The following is a 19,394-nucleotide window of genomic DNA, read 5'->3' on the forward strand; positions in this document are numbered from 1 at the left end:
TCGTTAACATTAAGATCCGTCGCAACCGAGCCATAACCCACGACGGTTCTCAATTTATGTATGTCTGCCTTTGCACTGGTGTCACCGACGGAAAAATCCGCGATGCGATCTATGAAGGTTGCTGCAGCTACCGCGAGGTACGCCAGGCTACCGGCGTTGCCGGCCAATGTGGAAAATGCGCCTGCCTTGCCAAGCAAGTGGTACGCGAGACCCTGGCCGAATTGCAATTGAGCCAGGCGGCGATCCCCTACCCTGTAGAATTTTCGGCAGCGTAAATAGAACATTCGAAAGAACCGGACTTAGCGTCCGGTTTTTTTATGCCTGTAATTCAATCGCTTAGCGTTAGGATGCGGAACACAAACATTCTTATTCCGATTAATTTTCATATAGTATTCAATAACTTAGGTTTGACACTAACAACTGCCAAGCTCAGACTTCGCCGTCTACAGGGTAATTAAAGGGCAGGACCCCACATGAAAGGCGACATCACGGTTATCCAGCACCTCAACAAGATTCTTGGCAATGAGCTGGTCGCAATCAATCAGTATTTCCTGCATGCACGCATGTATGAAGATTGGGGCCTGAACAAGCTCGGCAAGCACGAGTACCACGAATCCATCGACGAGATGAAACACGCGGACAAGCTGATCAAGCGCATCCTGTTCCTGGAAGGCCTGCCAAACGTCCAGGACCTGGGCAAGCTGCACATCGGCGAGCACACCAAGGAAATGCTTGAGTGTGACCTGCGCATCGAGCGTACCGGCCATGCCGACCTCAAAGAGGCTATCGCTCATTGCGAAACAGTCGGGGACTTCGGCAGCCGTGAACTGCTCGAAGATATTCTCGAATCCGAAGAAGAACATATCGACTGGCTGGAAACTCAACTGAGCCTGATCGATAAAGTCGGTCTGGAGAACTATCTGCAATCGCAGATGGGCGACGAATAACTTCTACGGCGCTGATCTCGACTCAATAAAAAGCCCCGCCCTCTTACGAGAGGCGGGGCTTTTTATTACCAGCAGGAGCGGCCGGACGGCCGCTTCTGCCTATAAATCAGGCTTCGGTCTTGCCAGCAGCAGCTTTGGCCGCAGCGTCTTTGATCAGGGCCTGCAACGAACCGTCAGCGGCCATTTCAGTCATGATGTCGCTACCACCGACCAGCTCACCAGCAACCCACAATTGCGGGAAGGTTGGCCAGTTGGCGTACTTTGGCAGGTTGGCACGGATTTCCGGGTTCTGCAGGATGTCCACATAAGCGAACTTCTCACCACAGCCCATGACGGCCTGAGCGGCTTTCGCGGAGAAGCCACACTGTGGGGCATTCGGCGAGCCTTTCATGTAAAGCAGAATGGTGTTGTTAGCAATCTGCTCTTTAATAGTTTCGATGATATCCATGAAGCACCTCGGCTGAACTTTCCGACTCAGTTGTCGGCACGGTGACGCATTGTAACGGAAAGCCGAGCGCCATGCTCGGTCTCCCCGACAGACACTTACGCTGCCGCGACGGTCACCGGTACACCATTAAGCGCTGCATTTCCGGACAACTCATCGAGCTGGCGCTCATCGGTCAGGTCATTGGCGCTGGAGCCTGGCTGCCCCATGGCAATGGTCATCTGCACGCCCGGCCGGGCATGCCCCCAACCGTGCGGCAGGCTGACCACGCCTTTCATCATCTCCACGCTGCTCAGCACTTCGACTTCAATTACCCCGACCCGCGAGCTGACCCGCACCCGCTGTCCATCGCTGAGCCCGCGACTGGAAAGATCGTCCGGGTGCATCAGCAACTGATGACGCGGTTTGCCTTTCACCAGACGGTGGTAGTTATGCATCCATGAGTTATTGCTGCGCACATGGCGGCGGCCGATCATCAATAGCTCATCGGCTACCGGTGCCTGCAATGCGGCAAACCGCGCAAGATCAGCCAGGATCGCCGGTGGCGCCGCCTGCACGCGCTGGTTGGCGGTTTTCAGTCGCGGTGCCAGGTTTGCCTGAAGAGCGCCCAGATCGACCCCATGAGGATGATCAAACAAGGTCGCCACCGACAGTTTGTGCGGCGACGCATCACCATAGCGCCCGGCTCGCAAACCGAGGTCGATCATCTTCGCCGGAGGCATCGTCGGCTTCAGCTCTTTGCCGGTTTTCGCCGCAAAGGCTTGGGCCAGGCCAACGAAAATCTCCCAATCGTGCAGCGCGCCTTCGGGCTTGGGCAGGATTGCCCGGTTGAAACGGCTGACGTTGCGCACCGCGAACATATTGAACGTGGTGTCGTAGTGGTCGTTTTCCAGCGCCGAGGTCGACGGCAGAATCAGGTCGGCATAACGCGTGGTCTCGTTGATATACAGGTCAATGCTGAGCATGAATTCCAACCCATCCAGCGCCTGCTCCAGTTGCCGGCCATTAGGCGTCGACAACACCGGGTTACCGGCTACGGTGATCAACGCCCGCACCTGCCCTTCGCCTTCGGTGAGCATCTCTTCGGCCAGCGCCGAGACTGGCAACTCACCGGCGTATTCCGGACGGCCAGACACGCGGCTTTGCCAGCGATTGAAATGCCCGCCCGAGGTGGACGCCACCAGATCGACCGCAGGCTCGGTGCACAGCGCGCCGCCGACCCGATCCAGGTTGCCGGTGACCAGATTGATCAGTTGCACCAGCCAATGACACAAAGTGCCGAACGCCTGGGTCGAAACACCCATACGGCCATAACACACGGCGGTCTTCGCCTTGGCGAAGTCTCGCGCCAACTGACGGATCTGCTCGGCCGGCACGGCGCACAGCGGGCTCATGACCTCGGCACTAAAGGATGCGACGGCCTGACGAACCTCCTCCAGCCCGTCTACCGGCAAATGACTGTCACGGCTCAAGCCTTCGGCGAACACGGTATTGAGCAACCCGAATAACAGCGCCGCATCACCGCCTGGACGGACAAATATATGTTGATCGGCAATCGCTGCCGTTTCGCTGCGACGCGGATCGACCACCACCACTTTGCCGCCCCGGGCCTGAATCGCCTTCAAGCGTTTTTCGACATCCGGCACGGTCATGATGCTGCCGTTGGAGGCCAGCGGATTACCGCCCAGGATCAGCATGAAATCGGTGTGATCGATGTCCGGGATCGGCAGCAGCAAACCATGGCCGTACATCAAATGGCTGGTGAGATGTTGAGGCAATTGATCGACTGAAGTTGCAGAGAAACGATTGCGGGTTTTGAGCAAGCCGAGGAAGTAATTGCTGTGGGTCATCAACCCATAGTTGTGCACGCTGGGGTTGCCCTGATAAACCGCGACGGCGTTCTGGCCATGGCGCTCCTGAATCGCCGACAGGCGTTCAGCTACCAGAGCGAAAGCCTCGTCCCAGGCAATCGCTTTCCACTCGCTGCCGACCCGCAGCATCGGCTGTCGCAGGCGGTCGGGGTCGTTCTGGATATCTTGCAGCGCCACTGCCTTGGGGCAGATATGGCCGCGACTGAAGCTGTCCTGCGGATCACCCTTGATCGAGGTGATTTGCACGCCAGCGTCTTCGGTTGCAGTGGTTTCGATGGTCAAGCCGCAAATGGCTTCACACAGGTGGCAGGCACGGTGATGAAGAGTCTTGGTCATGGCCATTCTCTGTTTTATTCGAGGCAACCTGTATCAGGTTGCGGGAACAAAACTATGGGCTGTGACCGAGCGCTGCGCCAGCGACGTTCGTCTTGTGAATCGAGCCCCATCAGGCCCGCCGATATTAGCCCTGGGGAAGCCTGGAGGGCGCTTGAAGCTGGATTTCCTGGACGGTTTCGATCTGCTCCTGGGCAATGTACACACCCGTGAGTTCACCGATCAGGCGCCAGTGCTCGTCGAGCCCGGCGCTGACAGTGGCCATGCGGTCGATCATCCGTCGACCTGCTGCCTTGGTCACCTCATCCTCGCTGCGCATCAACTCAAAGGACATTGAGGTCATGGAAGCGGTCAGGTGAGTCAAGGTGCGTGCCGTGAGGCCCAGCAGCTCCAACAATTGCTGTTCTTTCGATTCCATTCCAAAGGCTTCCTGTGTCACTCGTGACTTAGTTATAACCCAGCACTTTGCATTAGCAAATGTTTCAAGCGAAGGCAGGCTGGATCCTGCCTGCCACCACCCTCGGCCGATAGGTCAGAAACCGACCGAGACTGTGCTTAGCCCGCCCCGCTTGATTGCCAAGGCGCGCAAGGGCAGTGTACAAAGAGGTCGCGGCTGTCAGGAAACAGGCTTTAAAAGCGCGACTGCGGTCATCCCGTAGCCCCTCTGAAATTCCCCAAAAACCGTAGCCTATTGGTAAGACGCGACATTTAATGTCAATATCGCGTCTTCCCCTATTTCGTCGCCCCGTGCGGCTTTCGCCGCRGGTCTCGCCCGTTTTTCAGTTAAACAAGGCTTTGAGTATCTGCGGTCTGTTGCAAAAAGGTAGTCAATGATGAGCGCAAGGCACTTTCTCTCCCTGATGGATTGCACGCCCGAAGAGCTGGTCAGCGTGATCCGTCGAGGCATTGAGCTCAAAGACCTGCGTAACCGCGGCGTACTGTTCGAGCCGTTGAAAAATCGCGTGCTCGGGATGATCTTCGAGAAATCCTCCACGCGCACCCGACTGTCGTTTGAAGCCGGCATGATCCAGCTTGGCGGCCAGGCGATTTTCCTGTCGCCCCGTGACACCCAACTGGGTCGCGGCGAACCGATCGGCGACTGCGCCATCGTCATGTCGCGCATGCTCGACGCGGTGATGATCCGTACCTTCGCCCACAGCACCCTGACCGAATTCGCCGCCAACTCGCGCGTGCCCGTGATCAACGGCCTGTCCGATGACCTGCACCCGTGTCAGTTGCTGGCCGACATGCAGACATTCCTCGAACATCGCGGCTCGATCCAGGGCAAGACCGTGGCCTGGATCGGTGACGGCAACAACATGTGCAACAGCTATATAGAAGCGGCGATCCAGTTCGACTTCCAGTTGCGCATCGCCTGCCCTGAAGGCTATGAACCAAACCCTGAGTTCGTGGCCAAGGCCGGCGATCGGGTGACCATCGTCCGCGATCCTCGGGAAGCGGTACGCGGCGCTCATCTGGTCAGCACCGACGTCTGGACCTCCATGGGCCAGGAAGAAGAAACCGCCAAGCGCCTCAAGCTGTTCGCACCGTTCCAGGTTAATCGTGCCCTGCTCGATCTGGCCGCCGAGGACGTGTTGTTCATGCACTGCCTGCCCGCCCACCGCGGTGAAGAAATCAGCCTCGATCTGCTCGACGACCCGCGTTCGGTTGCCTGGGATCAGGCCGAGAACCGTCTGCATGCGCAAAAGGCCTTGCTCGAGTTTCTCGTTGAGCCTTCGTACCACCACGCATGAGTCATCCATTACTGCTGAACCTGCGTAATCTGGCCTGTGGTTATCAGGACCAGCGGGTCGTCCAGAACCTCAACCTGCACCTCAATGCCGGTGACATCGGTTGCCTGCTCGGTTCTTCCGGCTGCGGCAAGACCACCACCCTGCGGGCGATTGCAGGCTTTGAACCGGTTCACGAAGGGGAAATCCAGCTGGCCGGTGAAACTATCTCCAGCGCCGGTTTCACCCTCGCGCCGGAGAAACGCCGGATCGGCATGGTGTTCCAGGACTACGCACTGTTTCCGCACCTGAGCGTAGCCGAGAACATCGCCTTCGGCATTCGCAAGCATCCGCAGCAGGATCGGGTCACCGAAGAGATGCTTGAGCTGGTCAACCTGAAGCACCTCGGCAAGCGCTTCCCGCACGAACTCTCTGGCGGCCAGCAACAACGTGTTGCACTGGCCCGGGCGTTGGCACCGGAGCCGCAACTGCTGTTGCTCGATGAACCGTTCTCCAACCTCGATGGCGAATTACGCCGCAAGCTCAGCCATGAAGTCCGGGACATCCTCAAGGCCCGTGGTACCAGTGCAATTCTGGTGACTCACGACCAGGAAGAAGCCTTTGCCGTCAGCGATCAGGTTGGTGTGTTCAAGGAGGGTCGACTGGAGCAGTGGGACACCCCTTACAACCTCTACCACGAGCCGCAAACACCGTTTGTGGCGAGCTTTATCGGTCAGGGTTATTTCATTCGCGGTCAGCTGCAGACCCCGGAATCGGTGCAGACCGAACTCGGTGTGCTGCGTGGTAATCGCGCGTACACCTGGCCAGCAGGCGGCGCGGTGGATGTGTTGCTGCGCCCGGACGATATCGTTTACGCGCCCGACAGCCCACTGAAGGCACGGATCGTTGGCAAGACCTTTCTGGGTGCATCGACGTTGTATCGACTGCAGTTACCGACCGGCTGCCAACTGGAGTCGATCTTCCCGAGCCATGCCGATCATCTGGTCGGCGCCGATGTCGGCATTCGCGTGGCCGCCGAACACCTGGTGCTGTTCCAGGCAGCCGGCAGCACGGTGGCGCACATTCCAGCGGTAGAGTCCGGGGTTCGTCGGTACAGCACCGCCAGTTGAACACTGCAGACCAATGTGGGAGCGAGCCTGCTCGCGATGGCTGCGCGTCAGTTAACGATGATGTCGACTGATACTCCAGTAGGCCTTCGTCAGCCGAGCATCAAGGTTCCGCTGGCCACCAGCGTCGCATGTCCCCCGATCTTCACCCGATCCCCTTCCAGGCGGCAGAACAATGCCCCGCCCCGCGCCGAACACTGATACGCCGTCAGGCTCGATTTATCCAAACGCTGCGACCAGTACGGAATCAGGCTGCAATGAGTCGAGCCGGTGACCGGGTCTTCGTTGATACCGATGGCCGGTGCGAAGTACCGCGAGACGAAATCATGCCGCGAACCCGACGCAGTCACGATCGCGCCGGGCCAAGGCAGCTTCGCCAGCGCGGCCATGTCCGGCTGGCAATCGAGCACCGCCTGCTCCGACTCCAGCACTACGAACAATTCGTTGGAACCCAGTACATCCACCGCCTGCACACCCAGCGCCCGCTCCACATCGAGGGTCACGCCGACTTCGCGCAGTTCAATCGCCGGAAAGTTCAGCCATAGCCGCTCACCTTCCCGACTCACACTCAAGGGGCCGGACTTGCTGATGAAGTCCAGGCGCTCGGCCGGTTCTTTATAGACCTCGAACAACACATAAGCGCTGGCCAGCGTTGCATGGCCGCACAACGGCACTTCGGTGGTCGGCGTGAACCAGCGGATACGCCAGCCTTGCGCCTCACGCACCACAAACGCGGTTTCGGCAAGGTTGTGCTCGGCGGCGATTTTTTGCATCAAGTCATCGGCGAGCCAGGTCTCGAGCCGATAGACCATTGCCGGATTGCCACTGAACGGTTGATCACTGAACGCGTCGACCTGATGAAACGCTAGCTGCATGAGTGTTCTCCCTCTTGTTAGGCGAAGGCGAGCATGCAACGGCCACTACCCGGCTACCAGAGACAGAACCTGCCGATTTTCACCATACAGCGCGGCAGTCAGGCCCGGCCGATATCGGCGAATGTGGCCTGGGTGTGCTCGGCCAGCACCGTCGCCGCCAATTCGACCTCAAGACCACGTCGGCCCGCACTGACGTAAATACTCGCGAAAGGCTGAGCACTGTTATCGATGAACGTGCGCAAACGCTTCTTCTGCCCCAACGGACTGATGCCCCCCAGCAAGTAACCGGTCGCCCGTTGCGCCGCGGCGGGATCAGCCATTTCGACTTTCTTCACCCCGGCGGCATGCGCCAACGCTTTCAAATCCAGACTTCCGACGACCGGTACAACGGCCACCAGCAACTCACCCTTCTCACTCGCCGCCAGCAGCGTCTTGAACACTTGCGCCGGATCCAGCCCGAGCTTTTCCGCTGCCTCCAGACCGTAGGACGCAGCCTTCGGATCATGTTCATAACTGTGCACGCGATGTTCGGCACGAACTTTTTTCAACAGATCCAATGCGGGGGTCATGGCAGCTCCAAGCCTGGCGGTAGCAGAAAAATACTGCGCTGGATTCTAGGCCATCACCGAGCAAAAGGCTCTATTACCTGCTCCTTCCCGCCCAGGAACAGCCAAGCGTGGGACAAAATCCAGCCGCTTCCCGGGGCCATCCAAATGATCACTCACCTGATTAATAGTTTAAATATGACTGATAGTTCACTTTCGACCTTTGACATCAGCATTTCTTGTCTATATTTTTTCGAATCTGAATAATGCATAAACGTTTCTGCGTAGTACCCGGCAGTAGGCCGAGACCTGGATGGGGATCCTGCCTCGGTGAAAATCGCGCCCTGACCATTTCGAGAAGAGCGCCCAACAACAACAAAAACGAGGTTTTCAATGACAACTGCATCGCAACAACCATCGCTCTCGAGCCAATGCATGGCCGAGTTCCTGGGTACTGCCTTATTGATTTTTTTTGGTACTGGCTGTGTTGCCGCGCTCAAAGTCGCGGGTGCCAGCTTTGGGCTATGGGAAATCAGCATCATCTGGGGGATCGGTGTCAGCATGGCGATCTACCTGACCGCGGGCGTTTCAGGCGCTCACCTGAACCCGGCCGTCAGCATCGCGCTGTGCATATTCGCCGATTTCGAGAAGCGTAAACTGCCGCTCTACATCTTCTCCCAGGTCGCTGGCGCCTTCTGCGCAGCATTGTTGGTTTACACGCTTTACAGCAACCTGTTCTTCGATTTCGAACAAACTCACCAGATGGTTCGTGGCACACAAGCCAGCCTCGAACTGGCCTCGGTCTTCTCCACGTTCCCGAACCCTGCCCTGTCGACAGCCCAGGCGTTCCTGGTAGAGGTGATCATCACCGCCATCCTGATGGGCGTGATCATGTCCCTGACCGACGACAACAATGGCCTGCCTAAAGGCCCGCTGGCACCACTGTTGATCGGCCTGCTGATCGCCGTCATTGGCAGCTCGATGGGCCCGCTGACCGGTTTTGCAATGAACCCCGCGCGAGACTTCGGCCCTAAACTGATGACTTTCTTCGCCGGCTGGGGTGAAATTTCCTTCACTGGCGGCCGTGATATTCCGTACTTCCTGATTCCGATCTTTGCACCGATCCTGGGTGCTTGCCTCGGCGCAGCAGCGTACCGCGGGCTGATTGCCCGTCACCTGCCAAGCCCCGTAATTGCTACAAAGGATGCAGTACAGGCCATTGACGGCAAAGCACGAATTTCCTGAACGCGGTAGCGCGTGATCCTGCCCACTATTGATCACGCGCCCCGACCCATTCCCTTATTTCGTCCAAGGCAATCGACATGACCGACACTCAGAATAAGAACTACATCATTGCCCTTGATCAGGGTACGACCAGCTCCCGGGCGATCATTTTCGACCGTGACGCCAACGTGGTCTGCACTGCGCAACGTGAATTCGCCCAGCATTACCCGCAGGCCGGCTGGGTCGAACACGACCCGATGGAAATCTTCGCTACCCAAAGCGCCGTGATGGTCGAGGCCCTGGCGCAAGCCGGCCTGCATCATGATCAGGTGGCGGCCATCGGCATCACCAACCAGCGTGAAACCACCGTGGTCTGGGACAAGACCACCGGTCGGCCGATCTATAACGCAATCGTCTGGCAGTGCCGCCGCAGCACCGAGATCTGCCAGCAACTCAAGCGCGACGGGCATGAGCAGTACATCAGCGAAACCACTGGCCTGGTCACCGACCCGTACTTCTCCGGCACCAAACTCAAGTGGATCCTCGACAACGTCGAAGGCAGCCGCGAACGCGCACGCAAAGGCGAACTGCTGTTCGGCACCGTCGACAGCTGGCTGATCTGGAAATTTACCGGCGGCAAGACCCACGTCACCGACTACACCAACGCCTCGCGCACCATGCTCTTCAACATCCACACCCTGGAGTGGGACGCGAAGATGCTCGAAGTGCTGGACATCCCGCGCGAGATGCTCCCGGAGGTCAAGTCGTCATCGGAAATCTATGGCCACACCAAGAGCGGCATCGCCATCGGCGGTATTGCCGGCGACCAGCAGGCCGCGTTGTTCGGCCAGATGTGCGTTGAACCGGGCCAAGCGAAAAACACCTACGGCACCGGCTGCTTCCTGCTGATGAACACCGGCGACAAAGCGGTTAAATCCCGGCACGGCATGCTCACCACCATCGCCTGCGGCCCACGCGGCGAAGTGGCCTACGCACTGGAAGGCGCAGTGTTCAACGGCGGCTCCACCGTTCAGTGGCTACGCGACGAGCTGAAGATCATCAACGACGCTCACGACACCGAATACTTCGCCAATAAGGTCAAGGACAGCAACGGCGTGTACCTGGTACCCGCCTTCACCGGCCTCGGCGCCCCGTACTGGGACCCGTATGCCCGTGGCGCGCTGTTCGGCCTGACTCGCGGCGTACGCGTCGATCACATCATTCGCGCAGCACTGGAGTCGATTGCCTACCAGACTCGCGACGTACTCGACGCCATGCAACACGACTCCGGCGAACGACTCAAGGCTCTGCGCGTAGACGGCGGTGCGGTCGCCAACAACTTCCTGATGCAATTCCAGGCGGATATCCTCGGCACCAAGGTCGAGCGCCCGCAAATGCGTGAAACCACTGCACTGGGCGCCGCCTACCTGGCCGGCCTGGCCTGCGGTTTCTGGGGCAGCCTGGACGAACTGCGCGGCAAGGCGGTGATCGAGCGCGAGTTCGACCCGCAATTGGACGAAACAGCGAAGGAAAAACTCTACGCCGGCTGGAAAAAAGCCGTCAGCCGCACCCGCGACTGGGAGCCGCACGAAGGCGCTGAATAAGCCAAGTAGCGGATTCGTATCGGTATGTAACTGGTAGGGAGGTGATTCGTACGGCATCATGGGCAAATTTTGCACGGCAGCCCAAAGGAAGCCCTATGAATCTGCCTCCCCGTCAGCAGCAAATCCTCGAACTGGTCCGCGAACGCGGCTACGTCAGCATCGAGGAAATGGCTCAGCTATTTGTTGTTACACCGCAGACCATCCGCCGCGATATCAATCAATTGGCGGAAGTGAATTTGCTGCGCCGCTATCATGGCGGCGCCGCTTACGATTCAAGTGTCGAAAACACCGCCTATGCCATGCGTGCCGATCAGATGCGCGATGAGAAACAACGCATCGCCGAAGCCATCGCCGCACAAATCCCCGATCATGCCTCGTTGTTCATCAATATCGGTACCACCACCGAATCCATCGCCCGGGCGCTGCTCAATCACAGCCATCTCAAGGTGATCACCAACAACCTGCACGTCGCCTCGATCCTCAGCGCCAAGGATGACTTCGAAGTCCTGCTTGCCGGTGGCAACGTGCGCCGTGATGGCGGCGTAGTCGGTCAGGCCTGCGTCGACTTCATCAACCAGTTCAAGGTCGACTTTGCACTGGTCGGCATCAGCGGTATCGATGAAGACGGCAGCCTGCTCGACTTTGACTACCAGGAAGTGCGGGTCTCCCAGGCGATCATCGCCAACGCCCGACAAGTCCTGCTGGCAGCAGACTCCAGCAAGTTCGGCCGCAACGCCATGGTCCGCCTGGGGCCGATCAGCCTGATCGACTGCCTGGTGACCGACCACGCGCCGGTTCCGGCACTGGCGCAACTGCTGAGCCAGCACAAGATCCGGCTGGAAGTGGTTTAACCCCCCCCGACATATTCGTCGTCAGTACCGACGCCTTCGCGAGCAGGCTCGCTCCCACAGGGTTTGCACGGACCCTGTGAGCGAGCCTGCTCGCGAATACGGCCGCCCATTCACCATACCTTCCGCGCCCAGCCGAAGACCGTAATGTTCGAAAATTTTCCTTTCCCCTCTCTTCGATCAGAATTTTCAATCGAAGCCAGCTGGTTGTGCCTGGATTTATGCGCTACTATTTTCGCAAATGAACATTAATGTTCGAATTCAAATATAGAAAGTACCCCGAGGCCAGCCGATGCCCACTTCAACCTTGCCCATGCCCCCTCTTGCCGAGGTCTACGATATCGCCGTCATTGGTGGCGGGATTAACGGTGTGGGGATTGCAGCGGATGCCGCCGGTCGCGGTCTTTCGGTGTTCCTTTGCGAAAAGGACGATCTGGCCAGTCATACCTCGTCCGCCAGCAGCAAGCTGATCCACGGCGGCCTGCGCTACCTCGAACACTACGAATTCCGCCTCGTGCGTGAAGCCTTGGCCGAGCGTGAAGTGCTGTTGGCCAAGGCCCCACATATCGTCAAGCCAATGCGCTTCGTGTTGCCGCACCGTCCGCACCTGCGCCCGGCGTGGATGATCCGCGCAGGCCTGTTCCTCTATGACCACCTCGGCAAGCGGGAAAAACTTGCCGGCTCCAAAAGCCTGAAGTTCGGTGCCGACAGCGCACTGAAAAGCGAAATCACCAAAGGCTTCGAATACTCCGATTGCTGGGTCGACGATGCCCGCCTGGTGGTGCTCAATGCCATGGCCGCCCGCGAAAAAGGCGCCCACGTTCACACCCAGACCCGCTGTGTCAGCGCCCGTCGCAGCAAAGGCCTGTGGGAACTGAACCTGGAACGCGCCGATGGCCGCCTGTTCTCGATCCGCGCCAAGGCGCTGGTGAATGCCGCCGGCCCATGGGTCGCCAAGTTCATTCGTGATGACCTGAAGATGGAATCGCCTTACGGTATCCGCCTGATTCAGGGCAGCCACCTGATCGTGCCGAAACTGTACGAAGGCGAACACGCGCATATCTTGCAGAACGAAGACCAGCGCATTGTGTTCACCATTCCATACCTCAATCAATTCACCCTGATTGGCACCACGGACCGTGAGTACACCGGCGATCCAGCGAAAGTCGCCATCACCGAAGGCGAGACCGATTACCTGCTGAAAGTGGTCAACGCGCACTTCAAGAAACAAACCAGCCGCAGCGACATCCTGCACACCTATTCCGGCGTTCGTCCGCTGTGCAACGACGAATCCGACAATCCTTCAGCCGTGACCCGCGATTACACCCTGGCGCTGTCTGGCAGCGCAGAAGAAGCTCCGCTGCTGTCGGTGTTCGGAGGCAAACTGACCACCTACCGCAAACTGGCCGAGTCGGCCATGGCGCAGCTGGCACCGTACTTCAAGAACATGAAGCCGAGCTGGACCGCGCAAGCAACCCTGCCGGGCGGCGAAGACATGACCACGCCGCAGGCCTTGAGCGCGTTGATTCGCGACAAGTTCGACTGGCTGCCGACGGAAATTGCCCGACGCTGGGCCACCACCTATGGCAGCCGCACCTGGCGCCTGCTTGAAGGTGTACAGAGCCTGAAGGACATGGGCGAACATCTCGGTGGCGGTCTCTACACCCGCGAAGTCGATTACCTGTGCAGCGAAGAATGGGCCACCAGTGCTCAGGACATACTCTGGCGTCGTAGCAAATTGGGTTTGTTCACCACCCAGGCAGAGCAAGAGAACGTCCAGCTGTACCTGAACAAGCTCAAGCAGAACCGCAGCAAGATCGAAGCGGCCTGATCGGTAATCCGGCTAAACAAAAGCCCCTGAATCTCACGATTCAGGGGCTTTTGTTTAGAAGATCTTTCGACGACATTACAAAATGTTCGAATAATCCGCTTCGATCCGGTCCAGGCTCAGGTGGTTGAGGAAGTTGGAGAAACACATCCAGGCCGACAAGGCGTTCATGTCACGGAACTGGTCCGGCAAATACTTGGGTGGTTCCACCAGCCCCTCATCCACCAACTGACGCAGGGTGCGCATGTCTTCCAGGGTGGTCTTGCCGCAAAACAGCAAAGGGATCTGCTCAAGCTTGCCTTTACGCACGGCCAACTGAATGTAGTTGTAAACCATGATAAAGCCCTTGAGGTAGGACAAGTCTTTGGTGAATGGCAGGCCATCAGGTATCGAACCACGGAAAACCCGGCTGGCATTGCTATAGCTTTCAGCCATCTCGAAACCTTGAGCGCGGAAGAACTCGAAGATCTGCAAGAAGTCCGCGCCCTCCTCGGCCATGTGAATCGCCCGGGTACGGTTGGTCAGTTTGCGCAAGCGACTCGGGTAGGACGCAAAAGTGATGATTTCCATCAGGATCGCCAGCCCCTCCTGGGTCACGGTCGACGACGGAGGACCTTTGGAGAGGAAAGTGCAGATCGGCTGGTTCAGACCGTTAAGCGTGGTGCCGACATGCACCAGCCCTTCATGGACTTCCAGGGCGCGCACGTCACGTTCGTTGAACATCGCATCAGCGCGGATCTTGATGTAGTCGGCACCGGCCGCCGCATCCGCGACAATACCGTCGGATTCGAACACCCGAATGGTTTCCTCGGCTTCGCCAAAGACCTTGTTCAAGCGGGTTTGCAGCAGGTGCACGGCCTCTTTGGCGGTGAGAATCTTCGGCTCGTCCTTGAGGTCGCCCCGGCCATCGATGTTGTTCAGGTAATCGGACATCATCAGGCCAAGGTCGGCCAGGGTCGGGTCGCCGGCGTGGAACGCATCGGACGCGGCGCCGTAAAGTTCCTGGGAGATCAACCCGAAATCTTCAGTGCCACGCGCTTCGAGCATCCGCACCACCATGCGGTATTCCTTGCACATGCGGCGCATGATCTGCCCGACCGGGTTGAACTGACCGAGCTGACGGGTGATGTCGCGCTCGATGTTCTGGAACTCCAGCTTCACTTTGCTGGAGTCAAAGGACAGTGGCCGGTTGAGGTAGTAGTCGCGGTCCACCGCCGGCATTTCCTTGCCTTTGGCCTTGAGGAAACCCTTGCGGATGTTGTYGTCCCACTTGACCGCATCGAGTACCCGAATCGGCGTCTGCGCCAGCACTATGCGATCGGACAAGGTGCGTATCGTCTGCTGGTATTCGTCCACCCGGTGCTCCTGTTGATAACCGTTGCGTATTGCGTGTTTTGATCAGGCCGACGCCAGCACCAGGTGCATATATCGCGTCAGAATGCCGAGCATCTCTTGTTCGGCCTCAGGCTCTGCGTCGTTGAGCAGACCCTGATATTCCATCCGGCCAATAATCGCCGTCAACACTTTGGCATCCTGCTGCGGCTCTCGCGAACCCAATACCTGAAAAAGCTGGCAGGTGCCCTGCAGGAGGATTTGCTGATGCGAGCGCACCAGCAGCGCCAGGCGCGGGTTGAGCAACGCTTCCTGGCGGAAGGCCTGCTCGGCCATCAGGTGCTCGCGGCGGTTGATCAATTGCCGGTGAACATAATCCGCCATCAGCCGTGCTATATCGTCAGCCAACCGGGAGCGGCACTCGGGGCTGCCGTCGCCGCTGACGACCATCTCGCGCAACAGGCCTTCGTTGTTGGCCCATAGCCTGGCCATGTAGGCGGCGCTACGTTCGACGTATTGAGCGAAGGTATCGGTGAGCAGGTCATCGATATCCTTGAAATAGTAAGTGGTCGCCGACAGCGGCACACCCGCTTCGGCGGCCACGGCGCGGTGACGTACCGCACGAACACCGTCGCGTACGACGATGCGCATCGCTGCATCGAGAATTTCCTGTCGACGCTGCTCGCTTCCCTGTCGGCTGGCTTTGCGTCCCTGATACTGAACGCTTTCAGCAACCGCAGTGGCGATGCCAGCTGCTCCTTCTTGAGCCAATGCACGATTCACGACAGATATTCCTCTCTAACGTCAAAAGTAACCAATTGATACGTTTGTACCAGACAGGCAATAAAAAGCCGCCTGTTATAGGCGGCTTTTTAATTGAAACATTTACGCTTGTGGCCGCATGTGCGGGAACAGGATCACATCGCGGATCGACGGTGAGTTGGTCAGCAGCATCACCAGTCGGTCAATACCGATACCTTCACCGGCGGTCGGCGGCATGCCGTACTCCAGCGCGCGTACGAAGTCAGCATCGTAGTGCATGGCTTCGTCGTCACCGGCGTCCTTGTCGGCCACCTGAGCCATGAAGCGCTCGGCCTGGTCTTCCGCGTCGTTCAACTCGGAGTAGGCGTTGGCGATTTCGCGGCCACCGATGAACAGCTCGAAACGGTCGGTGACGTTCGGGTTCTCGTCGTTGCGGCGGGCCAGCGGCGATACTTCGAACGGGTACTGGGTGATGAAGTGCGGCTGCTCCAGCTTGTGCTCGACCAGCTCTTCGAAAATCATTACCTGCAGCTTGCCCAGACCTTCGAAGCCCAGCACTTTGGCGCCGGCCTTCTTGGCGATGGCGCGGGCCTTGTCGATGTCAGTCAGGTCGTCAGCGGTCAGCTCGGGGTTGTACTTGAGGATCGAGTCGAACACCGAGAGACGCACGAACGGCTCGCCGAAGTGGAACACCTTCTCGCCGTACGGCACGTCGGTGCTGCCCAGAACCAGTTGCGCCAGCTCGCGGAACAGTTCTTCGGTCAGGTCCATGTTGTCTTCGTAGTCGGCGTGGGCCTGGTAGAACTCCAACATGGTGAATTCTGGGTTGTGACGAGTCGAAACACCTTCGTTACGGAAGTTGCGGTTGATCTCGAACACTTTCTCGAAACCACCTACCACCAGACGCTTGAGGTACAGCTCCGGCGCGATACGCAAGAACATCTGCATATCCAGCGCGTTGTGGTGAGTCTCGAACGGCTTGGCCGCCGCACCGCCCGGGATGGTTTGCAGCATCGGCGTTTCGACTTCCAGGAAGTCACGCTTCATCAGGAAGCTGCGGATGTGCGCAATCACTTGCGAACGCACGCGGAAGGTCTGGCGCACGTCTTCGTTGACGATCAGGTCAACGTAACGCTGGCGATAGCGCTGCTCGGTGTCGGACAGGCCATGGTGCTTGTCCGGCAACGGGCGCAGGGATTTGGTCAGCAGACGTACGTTGGTCATTTCAACGTACAGGTCGCCCTTGCCGGAACGGGCCAGGGTGCCTTCGGCGGCGATGATGTCGCCCAGGTCCCAGGTTTTCACGGCGGCCAGGGTTTCTTCGGACAGGGTTTTACGGTTGACGTAAACCTGAATGCGCCCGGACATGTCCTGGATCACCATGAACGAGCCACGGTTGAGCATGAGACGACCGGCGACCTTGACCGGGATCGCAGCCTCTGCCAGCTCTTCCTTAGTCTTGGAAGCGTACTGTTTCTGCAAGTCTTCGCAGTAGGCGTCGCGGCGGAAGTCATTCGGGAAGGCCTGGCCCTTGGCGCGCTCGGCAGCAAGCTTTTCCTTGCGCAGGGCGATCAGGGAGTTTTCTTCCTGTTGCAGGGCTTGCGAATCGAGTTCTAGGTCGCTCATGTCTTTAAATTTTCCATCACAGGTTCGTTGCCCCCACCGATGGCAGGGGACTTAAGGTCTTGACTGGCGGTTTACAAGCCTTGCTTCAGGCTCGCCACCAGGTATTCGTCGATGTCGCCGTCGAGCACCTTGTCGCAGTCGCTGCGTTCGACGTTAGTACGCAAATCCTTGATTCGCGACTGGTCGAGCACATACGAGCGAATCTGGTGACCCCAGCCGATGTCCGACTTGGTGTCTTCCAGGGCTTGGGAGGCAGCATTGCGTTTCTGCACTTCCTGCTCGTACAAGCGCGCCCGCAACATTTTCATCGCGGTGTCTTTGTTGGCGTGCTGGGAACGTTCGTTCTGGCAGCTGACCACGGTGTTGGTCGGTACGTGGGTGATACGTACGGCCGAGTCGGTGGTGTTTACGTGCTGACCACCGGCGCCCGAGGAGCGGTAGGTATCGATGCGCAGGTCCGACGGGTTGATGTCGATTTCGATGTTGTCATCGATTTCCGGCGACACGAACACCGCCGAGAACGAGGTGTGGCGACGGTTACCGGAGTCGTACGGGCTCTTGCGCACCAGACGGTGCACACCGATCTCGGTCCGCAGCCAGCCAAAGGCGTATTCACCCTTGATGTGCACGGTTGCGCCCTTGATCCCGGCGACTTCACCGGCGGAGAGTTCCATGATGGTCGCGTCGAAACCGCGTTTGTCCGCCCAGCGCAGGTACATGCGCAGCAGGATGTTCGCCCAGTCCTGGGCTTCGGTACCGCCGGAGCCGGCCTGGATGTCCAGGTAGGCGTTGTTGGCGTCCATCTCACCGCTGAACATACGGCGGAATTCGAGTTTTTCCAGGGCCTCGCGCAGACGCTCGACTTCGGCAGCGACGTCATCGACGGCGGCCTGGTCTTCTTCCTCTGCGGACATCAGCAGCAGGTCTTTGGCGTCGGCAAGGCCGCTGTGCATCTGGTCGAGGGTTTCGACGATCTGCGCCAGCAAGGACCGCTCGCGGCCCAGCTCCTGAGCGTACGACGGGTTGTTCCAGACATTCGGATCTTCAAGCTCGCGATTGACTTCAGTCAGACGCTCATGCTTTTGATCGTAGTCAAAGATACCCCCGAATAGTTTCGGAGCGCTCGGACAGGTCCTTGATACTGTTAAGGATCGGGTTGATTTCCATGGCGGGCAGCACTCGTTGGCGAACTTTTGAAAGCCGGCGAGTATAACGTAATCAAGCTGTCACGGCAGCCCGCCTGGCGGCTTTAGGGGCGAATGAACGTGTTGGTTCATTCGATCCCCACCTGATTGCGTCCATTGTTCTTCGCCAGGTACAACCCCTTGTCCGCTGCCGAGATCAGTTGACGGTAATCACTGCCCGACTGCGGGGTTATGGTCGACAGGCCGATACTGATGGTCAGGCTTGCACCTTCGGCCGGAACAACATGCGGAATTTTCATTCCGGCCACGGTCTGCCGGAGTTTTTCCGCAACCAGGCGTGCCCCGCCCGGCGAGGTATTGGGCAATACCAGGACGAACTCTTCACCGCCATACCGCGCCGGCAGATCGGAAGGCCGGCTACTGGCATCGCGGATCGCTGCGGCGACTTTGCGCAGGGCTTCGTCGCCTTCAAGATGGCCGAAGCTGTCGTTGTACAACTTGAAGTAGTCGACATCGATCATCAACAGCGACAGTTGCGCCTGGTCACGCATGGCCCGACGCCATTCCAGTTCGAGATATTCGTCGAAATGGCGACGATTCGACAGGCCGGTCAGGCCGTCGGAGTTCATCAGGCGTTGCAGCACCAGGTTGGTGTCGAGCAACTGCTGTTGACTGACCCGCAGCGCCCGGTAGGCCGCGTCGCGCTGGATCAGCGTCATGTAGGAGCGCGAGTGATAACGAATGCGCGCGACCAGTTCGATGTTGTCCGGCAGCTTGACCAGGTAATCGTTGGCCCCCGCAGCAAACGCCGCGCTCTTGATCAGCGGGTCTTCCTTGGTCGAGAGCACAATGATCGGAATGTCCTTGGTCGCCGGGTGGTTGCGGTATTCGCGCACCAGCGACAGGCCGTCCAGACCGGGCATGACCAGGTCCTGCAGGATCACCGTCGGCTTGATGCGAATCGCCTGGGCGATGGCCTGGTGCGGATCGGCGCAGAAATGGAAGTCGATGTTCTCCTCGTTCGCCAGCCCGCGGCGTACGGCTTCGCCGATCATCGCCTGGTCGTCGACCAGCAGCACCATCGCGGCGTTCTCATCGGTTTTAAAGGCGTCGAGCTGTAAATCATCCATGTGCGGGCACCTGAATAAGGCA

The 19,394-nt window shown here is 58.6% G+C and carries 18 protein-coding genes; 8 read left to right on the plus strand and 10 right to left on the minus strand.

Annotated features, from left to right (window positions below):
- The first annotated feature begins 56 nt into the window (after positions 1-56).
- The gene (locus AC1DHT_RS22440) at positions 57-275 is read left to right on the plus strand and encodes a bacterioferritin-associated ferredoxin (protein WP_019693359.1); all 219 of its coding nucleotides are present in this window, start codon (positions 57-59) and stop codon (positions 273-275) included.
- A gap of 198 nt (positions 276-473) precedes the next feature.
- Positions 474-947, plus strand: a complete 474-nt coding sequence (gene bfr, locus AC1DHT_RS22445; RefSeq protein ID WP_427532978.1) for a bacterioferritin — start codon at positions 474-476, stop codon at positions 945-947.
- A 106-nt stretch (positions 948-1,053) separates the two neighbouring features.
- Here bfr and grxD read toward each other — a convergent pair whose 3' ends face one another.
- From grxD to AC1DHT_RS22460, 3 genes are all read right to left on the minus strand, one after another.
- Positions 1,054-1,395: a Grx4 family monothiol glutaredoxin gene (grxD, locus tag AC1DHT_RS22450; protein ID WP_019693361.1), complete on the minus strand. Its 342-nt coding sequence runs from the start codon at positions 1,393-1,395 to the stop codon at positions 1,054-1,056.
- A 95-nt stretch (positions 1,396-1,490) separates the two neighbouring features.
- A complete protein-coding gene (locus AC1DHT_RS22455; protein WP_427536249.1) occupies positions 1,491-3,599 on the minus strand; it encodes a molybdopterin oxidoreductase family protein in 2,109 nt (702 codons plus the stop codon).
- A 124-nt stretch (positions 3,600-3,723) separates the two neighbouring features.
- Positions 3,724-4,014, minus strand: coding sequence for a hypothetical protein (locus AC1DHT_RS22460; protein WP_427536251.1), 291 nt, complete (start codon positions 4,012-4,014; stop codon positions 3,724-3,726).
- A 415-nt stretch (positions 4,015-4,429) separates the two neighbouring features.
- Between AC1DHT_RS22460 and argF the strand changes: the two genes are divergently transcribed.
- Both argF and AC1DHT_RS22470 read left to right on the plus strand, forming a co-directional pair.
- Positions 4,430-5,350: an ornithine carbamoyltransferase gene (gene argF / locus AC1DHT_RS22465; RefSeq protein ID WP_427536253.1), complete on the plus strand. Its 921-nt coding sequence runs from the start codon at positions 4,430-4,432 to the stop codon at positions 5,348-5,350.
- Positions 5,347-6,456 (plus strand): ABC transporter ATP-binding protein, encoded by a 1,110-nt coding sequence (locus AC1DHT_RS22470; protein ID WP_427536255.1) that lies wholly within the window; start codon positions 5,347-5,349, stop codon positions 6,454-6,456. The genes argF and AC1DHT_RS22470 overlap by 4 nt, the downstream gene beginning before the upstream one ends.
- An 89-nt stretch (positions 6,457-6,545) precedes the next feature.
- On the opposite strand, the gene AC1DHT_RS22475 is transcribed toward AC1DHT_RS22470, so the two are convergent.
- Together AC1DHT_RS22475 and ybaK are read right to left on the minus strand one after the other, a co-directional pair.
- Positions 6,546-7,328, minus strand: a complete 783-nt coding sequence (locus AC1DHT_RS22475) for a PhzF family phenazine biosynthesis protein (RefSeq protein ID WP_427536257.1) — start codon at positions 7,326-7,328, stop codon at positions 6,546-6,548.
- Positions 7,329-7,426: 98 nt separating this feature from the next.
- Positions 7,427-7,897: a Cys-tRNA(Pro) deacylase gene (ybaK, locus tag AC1DHT_RS22480; RefSeq protein WP_019693367.1), complete on the minus strand. Its 471-nt coding sequence runs from the start codon at positions 7,895-7,897 to the stop codon at positions 7,427-7,429.
- A 369-nt stretch (positions 7,898-8,266) separates the two neighbouring features.
- Here ybaK and AC1DHT_RS22485 point away from each other — a divergent pair, with 369 nt between their 5' ends.
- The 4 genes from AC1DHT_RS22485 to glpD all read left to right on the plus strand — a co-directional run bounded on the left by AC1DHT_RS22485 (position 8,267) and on the right by glpD (position 13,380).
- Positions 8,267-9,118 (plus strand): MIP/aquaporin family protein, encoded by an 852-nt coding sequence (locus AC1DHT_RS22485; RefSeq protein WP_427536260.1) that lies wholly within the window; start codon positions 8,267-8,269, stop codon positions 9,116-9,118.
- 77 nt (positions 9,119-9,195) lie between these two features.
- Positions 9,196-10,701 carry a glycerol kinase GlpK gene (gene glpK, locus AC1DHT_RS22490; protein WP_427536262.1) on the plus strand — a complete coding sequence of 502 codons (1,506 nt, stop codon included), beginning with the start codon at positions 9,196-9,198 and terminating at the stop codon, positions 10,699-10,701.
- A 95-nt stretch (positions 10,702-10,796) separates the two neighbouring features.
- Positions 10,797-11,552, plus strand: coding sequence for a DeoR/GlpR family transcriptional regulator (locus AC1DHT_RS22495; protein WP_054593817.1), 756 nt, complete (start codon positions 10,797-10,799; stop codon positions 11,550-11,552).
- A gap of 289 nt (positions 11,553-11,841) precedes the next feature.
- Positions 11,842-13,380 (plus strand): glycerol-3-phosphate dehydrogenase, encoded by a 1,539-nt coding sequence (glpD, locus tag AC1DHT_RS22500; RefSeq protein WP_427536264.1) that lies wholly within the window; start codon positions 11,842-11,844, stop codon positions 13,378-13,380.
- A gap of 75 nt (positions 13,381-13,455) precedes the next feature.
- Here glpD and AC1DHT_RS22505 read toward each other — a convergent pair whose 3' ends face one another.
- From AC1DHT_RS22505 to AC1DHT_RS22525, 5 genes are all read right to left on the minus strand, one after another.
- Complete coding sequence (locus AC1DHT_RS22505) at positions 13,456-14,733, minus strand: flavohemoglobin expression-modulating QEGLA motif protein (protein ID WP_477761475.1); 1,278 nt, start codon at positions 14,731-14,733, stop codon at positions 13,456-13,458.
- Positions 14,734-14,775: 42 nt separating this feature from the next.
- Entirely contained in the window at positions 14,776-15,480 is a 705-nt protein-coding gene (locus tag AC1DHT_RS22510; protein WP_427536321.1) for a TetR/AcrR family transcriptional regulator, read from the minus strand.
- A 114-nt stretch (positions 15,481-15,594) separates the two neighbouring features.
- A complete protein-coding gene (lysS, locus tag AC1DHT_RS22515; protein WP_427536268.1) occupies positions 15,595-17,097 on the minus strand; it encodes a lysine--tRNA ligase in 1,503 nt (500 codons plus the stop codon).
- A 71-nt stretch (positions 17,098-17,168) separates the two neighbouring features.
- Positions 17,169-18,264 (minus strand): peptide chain release factor 2 gene (prfB, locus tag AC1DHT_RS22520; protein WP_102667242.1). Its coding sequence is split into 2 segments (ribosomal slippage): positions 17,169-18,191 and positions 18,193-18,264, totalling 1,095 coding nucleotides; the frame shifts between segments, so codons are not numbered across the junction.
- Between the two features lie 106 nt (positions 18,265-18,370).
- Positions 18,371-19,372, minus strand: a complete 1,002-nt coding sequence (locus AC1DHT_RS22525; RefSeq protein ID WP_427536270.1) for a diguanylate cyclase domain-containing protein — start codon at positions 19,370-19,372, stop codon at positions 18,371-18,373.
- Positions 19,373-19,394 lie beyond the last annotated feature (22 nt).

This window comes from Pseudomonas sp. 05N432, assembly GCF_056396945.1.

Bases quoted from the DNA above. Each gene is read 5' to 3' on its own strand.
- AC1DHT_RS22440 (WP_019693359.1), top strand. From the start codon at position 57: ATGTATGTCTGCCTTTGCACTGGTGTCACCGACGGAAAAATCCGCGAT.
- bfr (WP_427532978.1), top strand. From the start codon at position 474: ATGAAAGGCGACATCACGGTTATCCAGCACCTCAACAAGATTCTTGGC.
- grxD (WP_019693361.1), bottom strand. From the start codon at position 1,395: ATGGATATCATCGAAACTATTAAAGAGCAGATTGCTAACAACACCATT.
- AC1DHT_RS22455 (WP_427536249.1), bottom strand. From the start codon at position 3,599: ATGACCAAGACTCTTCATCACCGTGCCTGCCACCTGTGTGAAGCCATT.
- AC1DHT_RS22460 (WP_427536251.1), bottom strand. From the start codon at position 4,014: ATGGAATCGAAAGAACAGCAATTGTTGGAGCTGCTGGGCCTCACGGCA.
- argF (WP_427536253.1), top strand. From the start codon at position 4,430: ATGAGCGCAAGGCACTTTCTCTCCCTGATGGATTGCACGCCCGAAGAG.
- AC1DHT_RS22470 (WP_427536255.1), top strand. From the start codon at position 5,347: ATGAGTCATCCATTACTGCTGAACCTGCGTAATCTGGCCTGTGGTTAT.
- AC1DHT_RS22475 (WP_427536257.1), bottom strand. From the start codon at position 7,328: ATGCAGCTAGCGTTTCATCAGGTCGACGCGTTCAGTGATCAACCGTTC.
- ybaK (WP_019693367.1), bottom strand. From the start codon at position 7,897: ATGACCCCCGCATTGGATCTGTTGAAAAAAGTTCGTGCCGAACATCGC.
- AC1DHT_RS22485 (WP_427536260.1), top strand. From the start codon at position 8,267: ATGACAACTGCATCGCAACAACCATCGCTCTCGAGCCAATGCATGGCC.
- glpK (WP_427536262.1), top strand. From the start codon at position 9,196: ATGACCGACACTCAGAATAAGAACTACATCATTGCCCTTGATCAGGGT.
- AC1DHT_RS22495 (WP_054593817.1), top strand. From the start codon at position 10,797: ATGAATCTGCCTCCCCGTCAGCAGCAAATCCTCGAACTGGTCCGCGAA.
- glpD (WP_427536264.1), top strand. From the start codon at position 11,842: ATGCCCACTTCAACCTTGCCCATGCCCCCTCTTGCCGAGGTCTACGAT.
- lysS (WP_427536268.1), bottom strand. From the start codon at position 17,097: ATGAGCGACCTAGAACTCGATTCGCAAGCCCTGCAACAGGAAGAAAAC.
- AC1DHT_RS22525 (WP_427536270.1), bottom strand. From the start codon at position 19,372: ATGGATGATTTACAGCTCGACGCCTTTAAAACCGATGAGAACGCCGCG.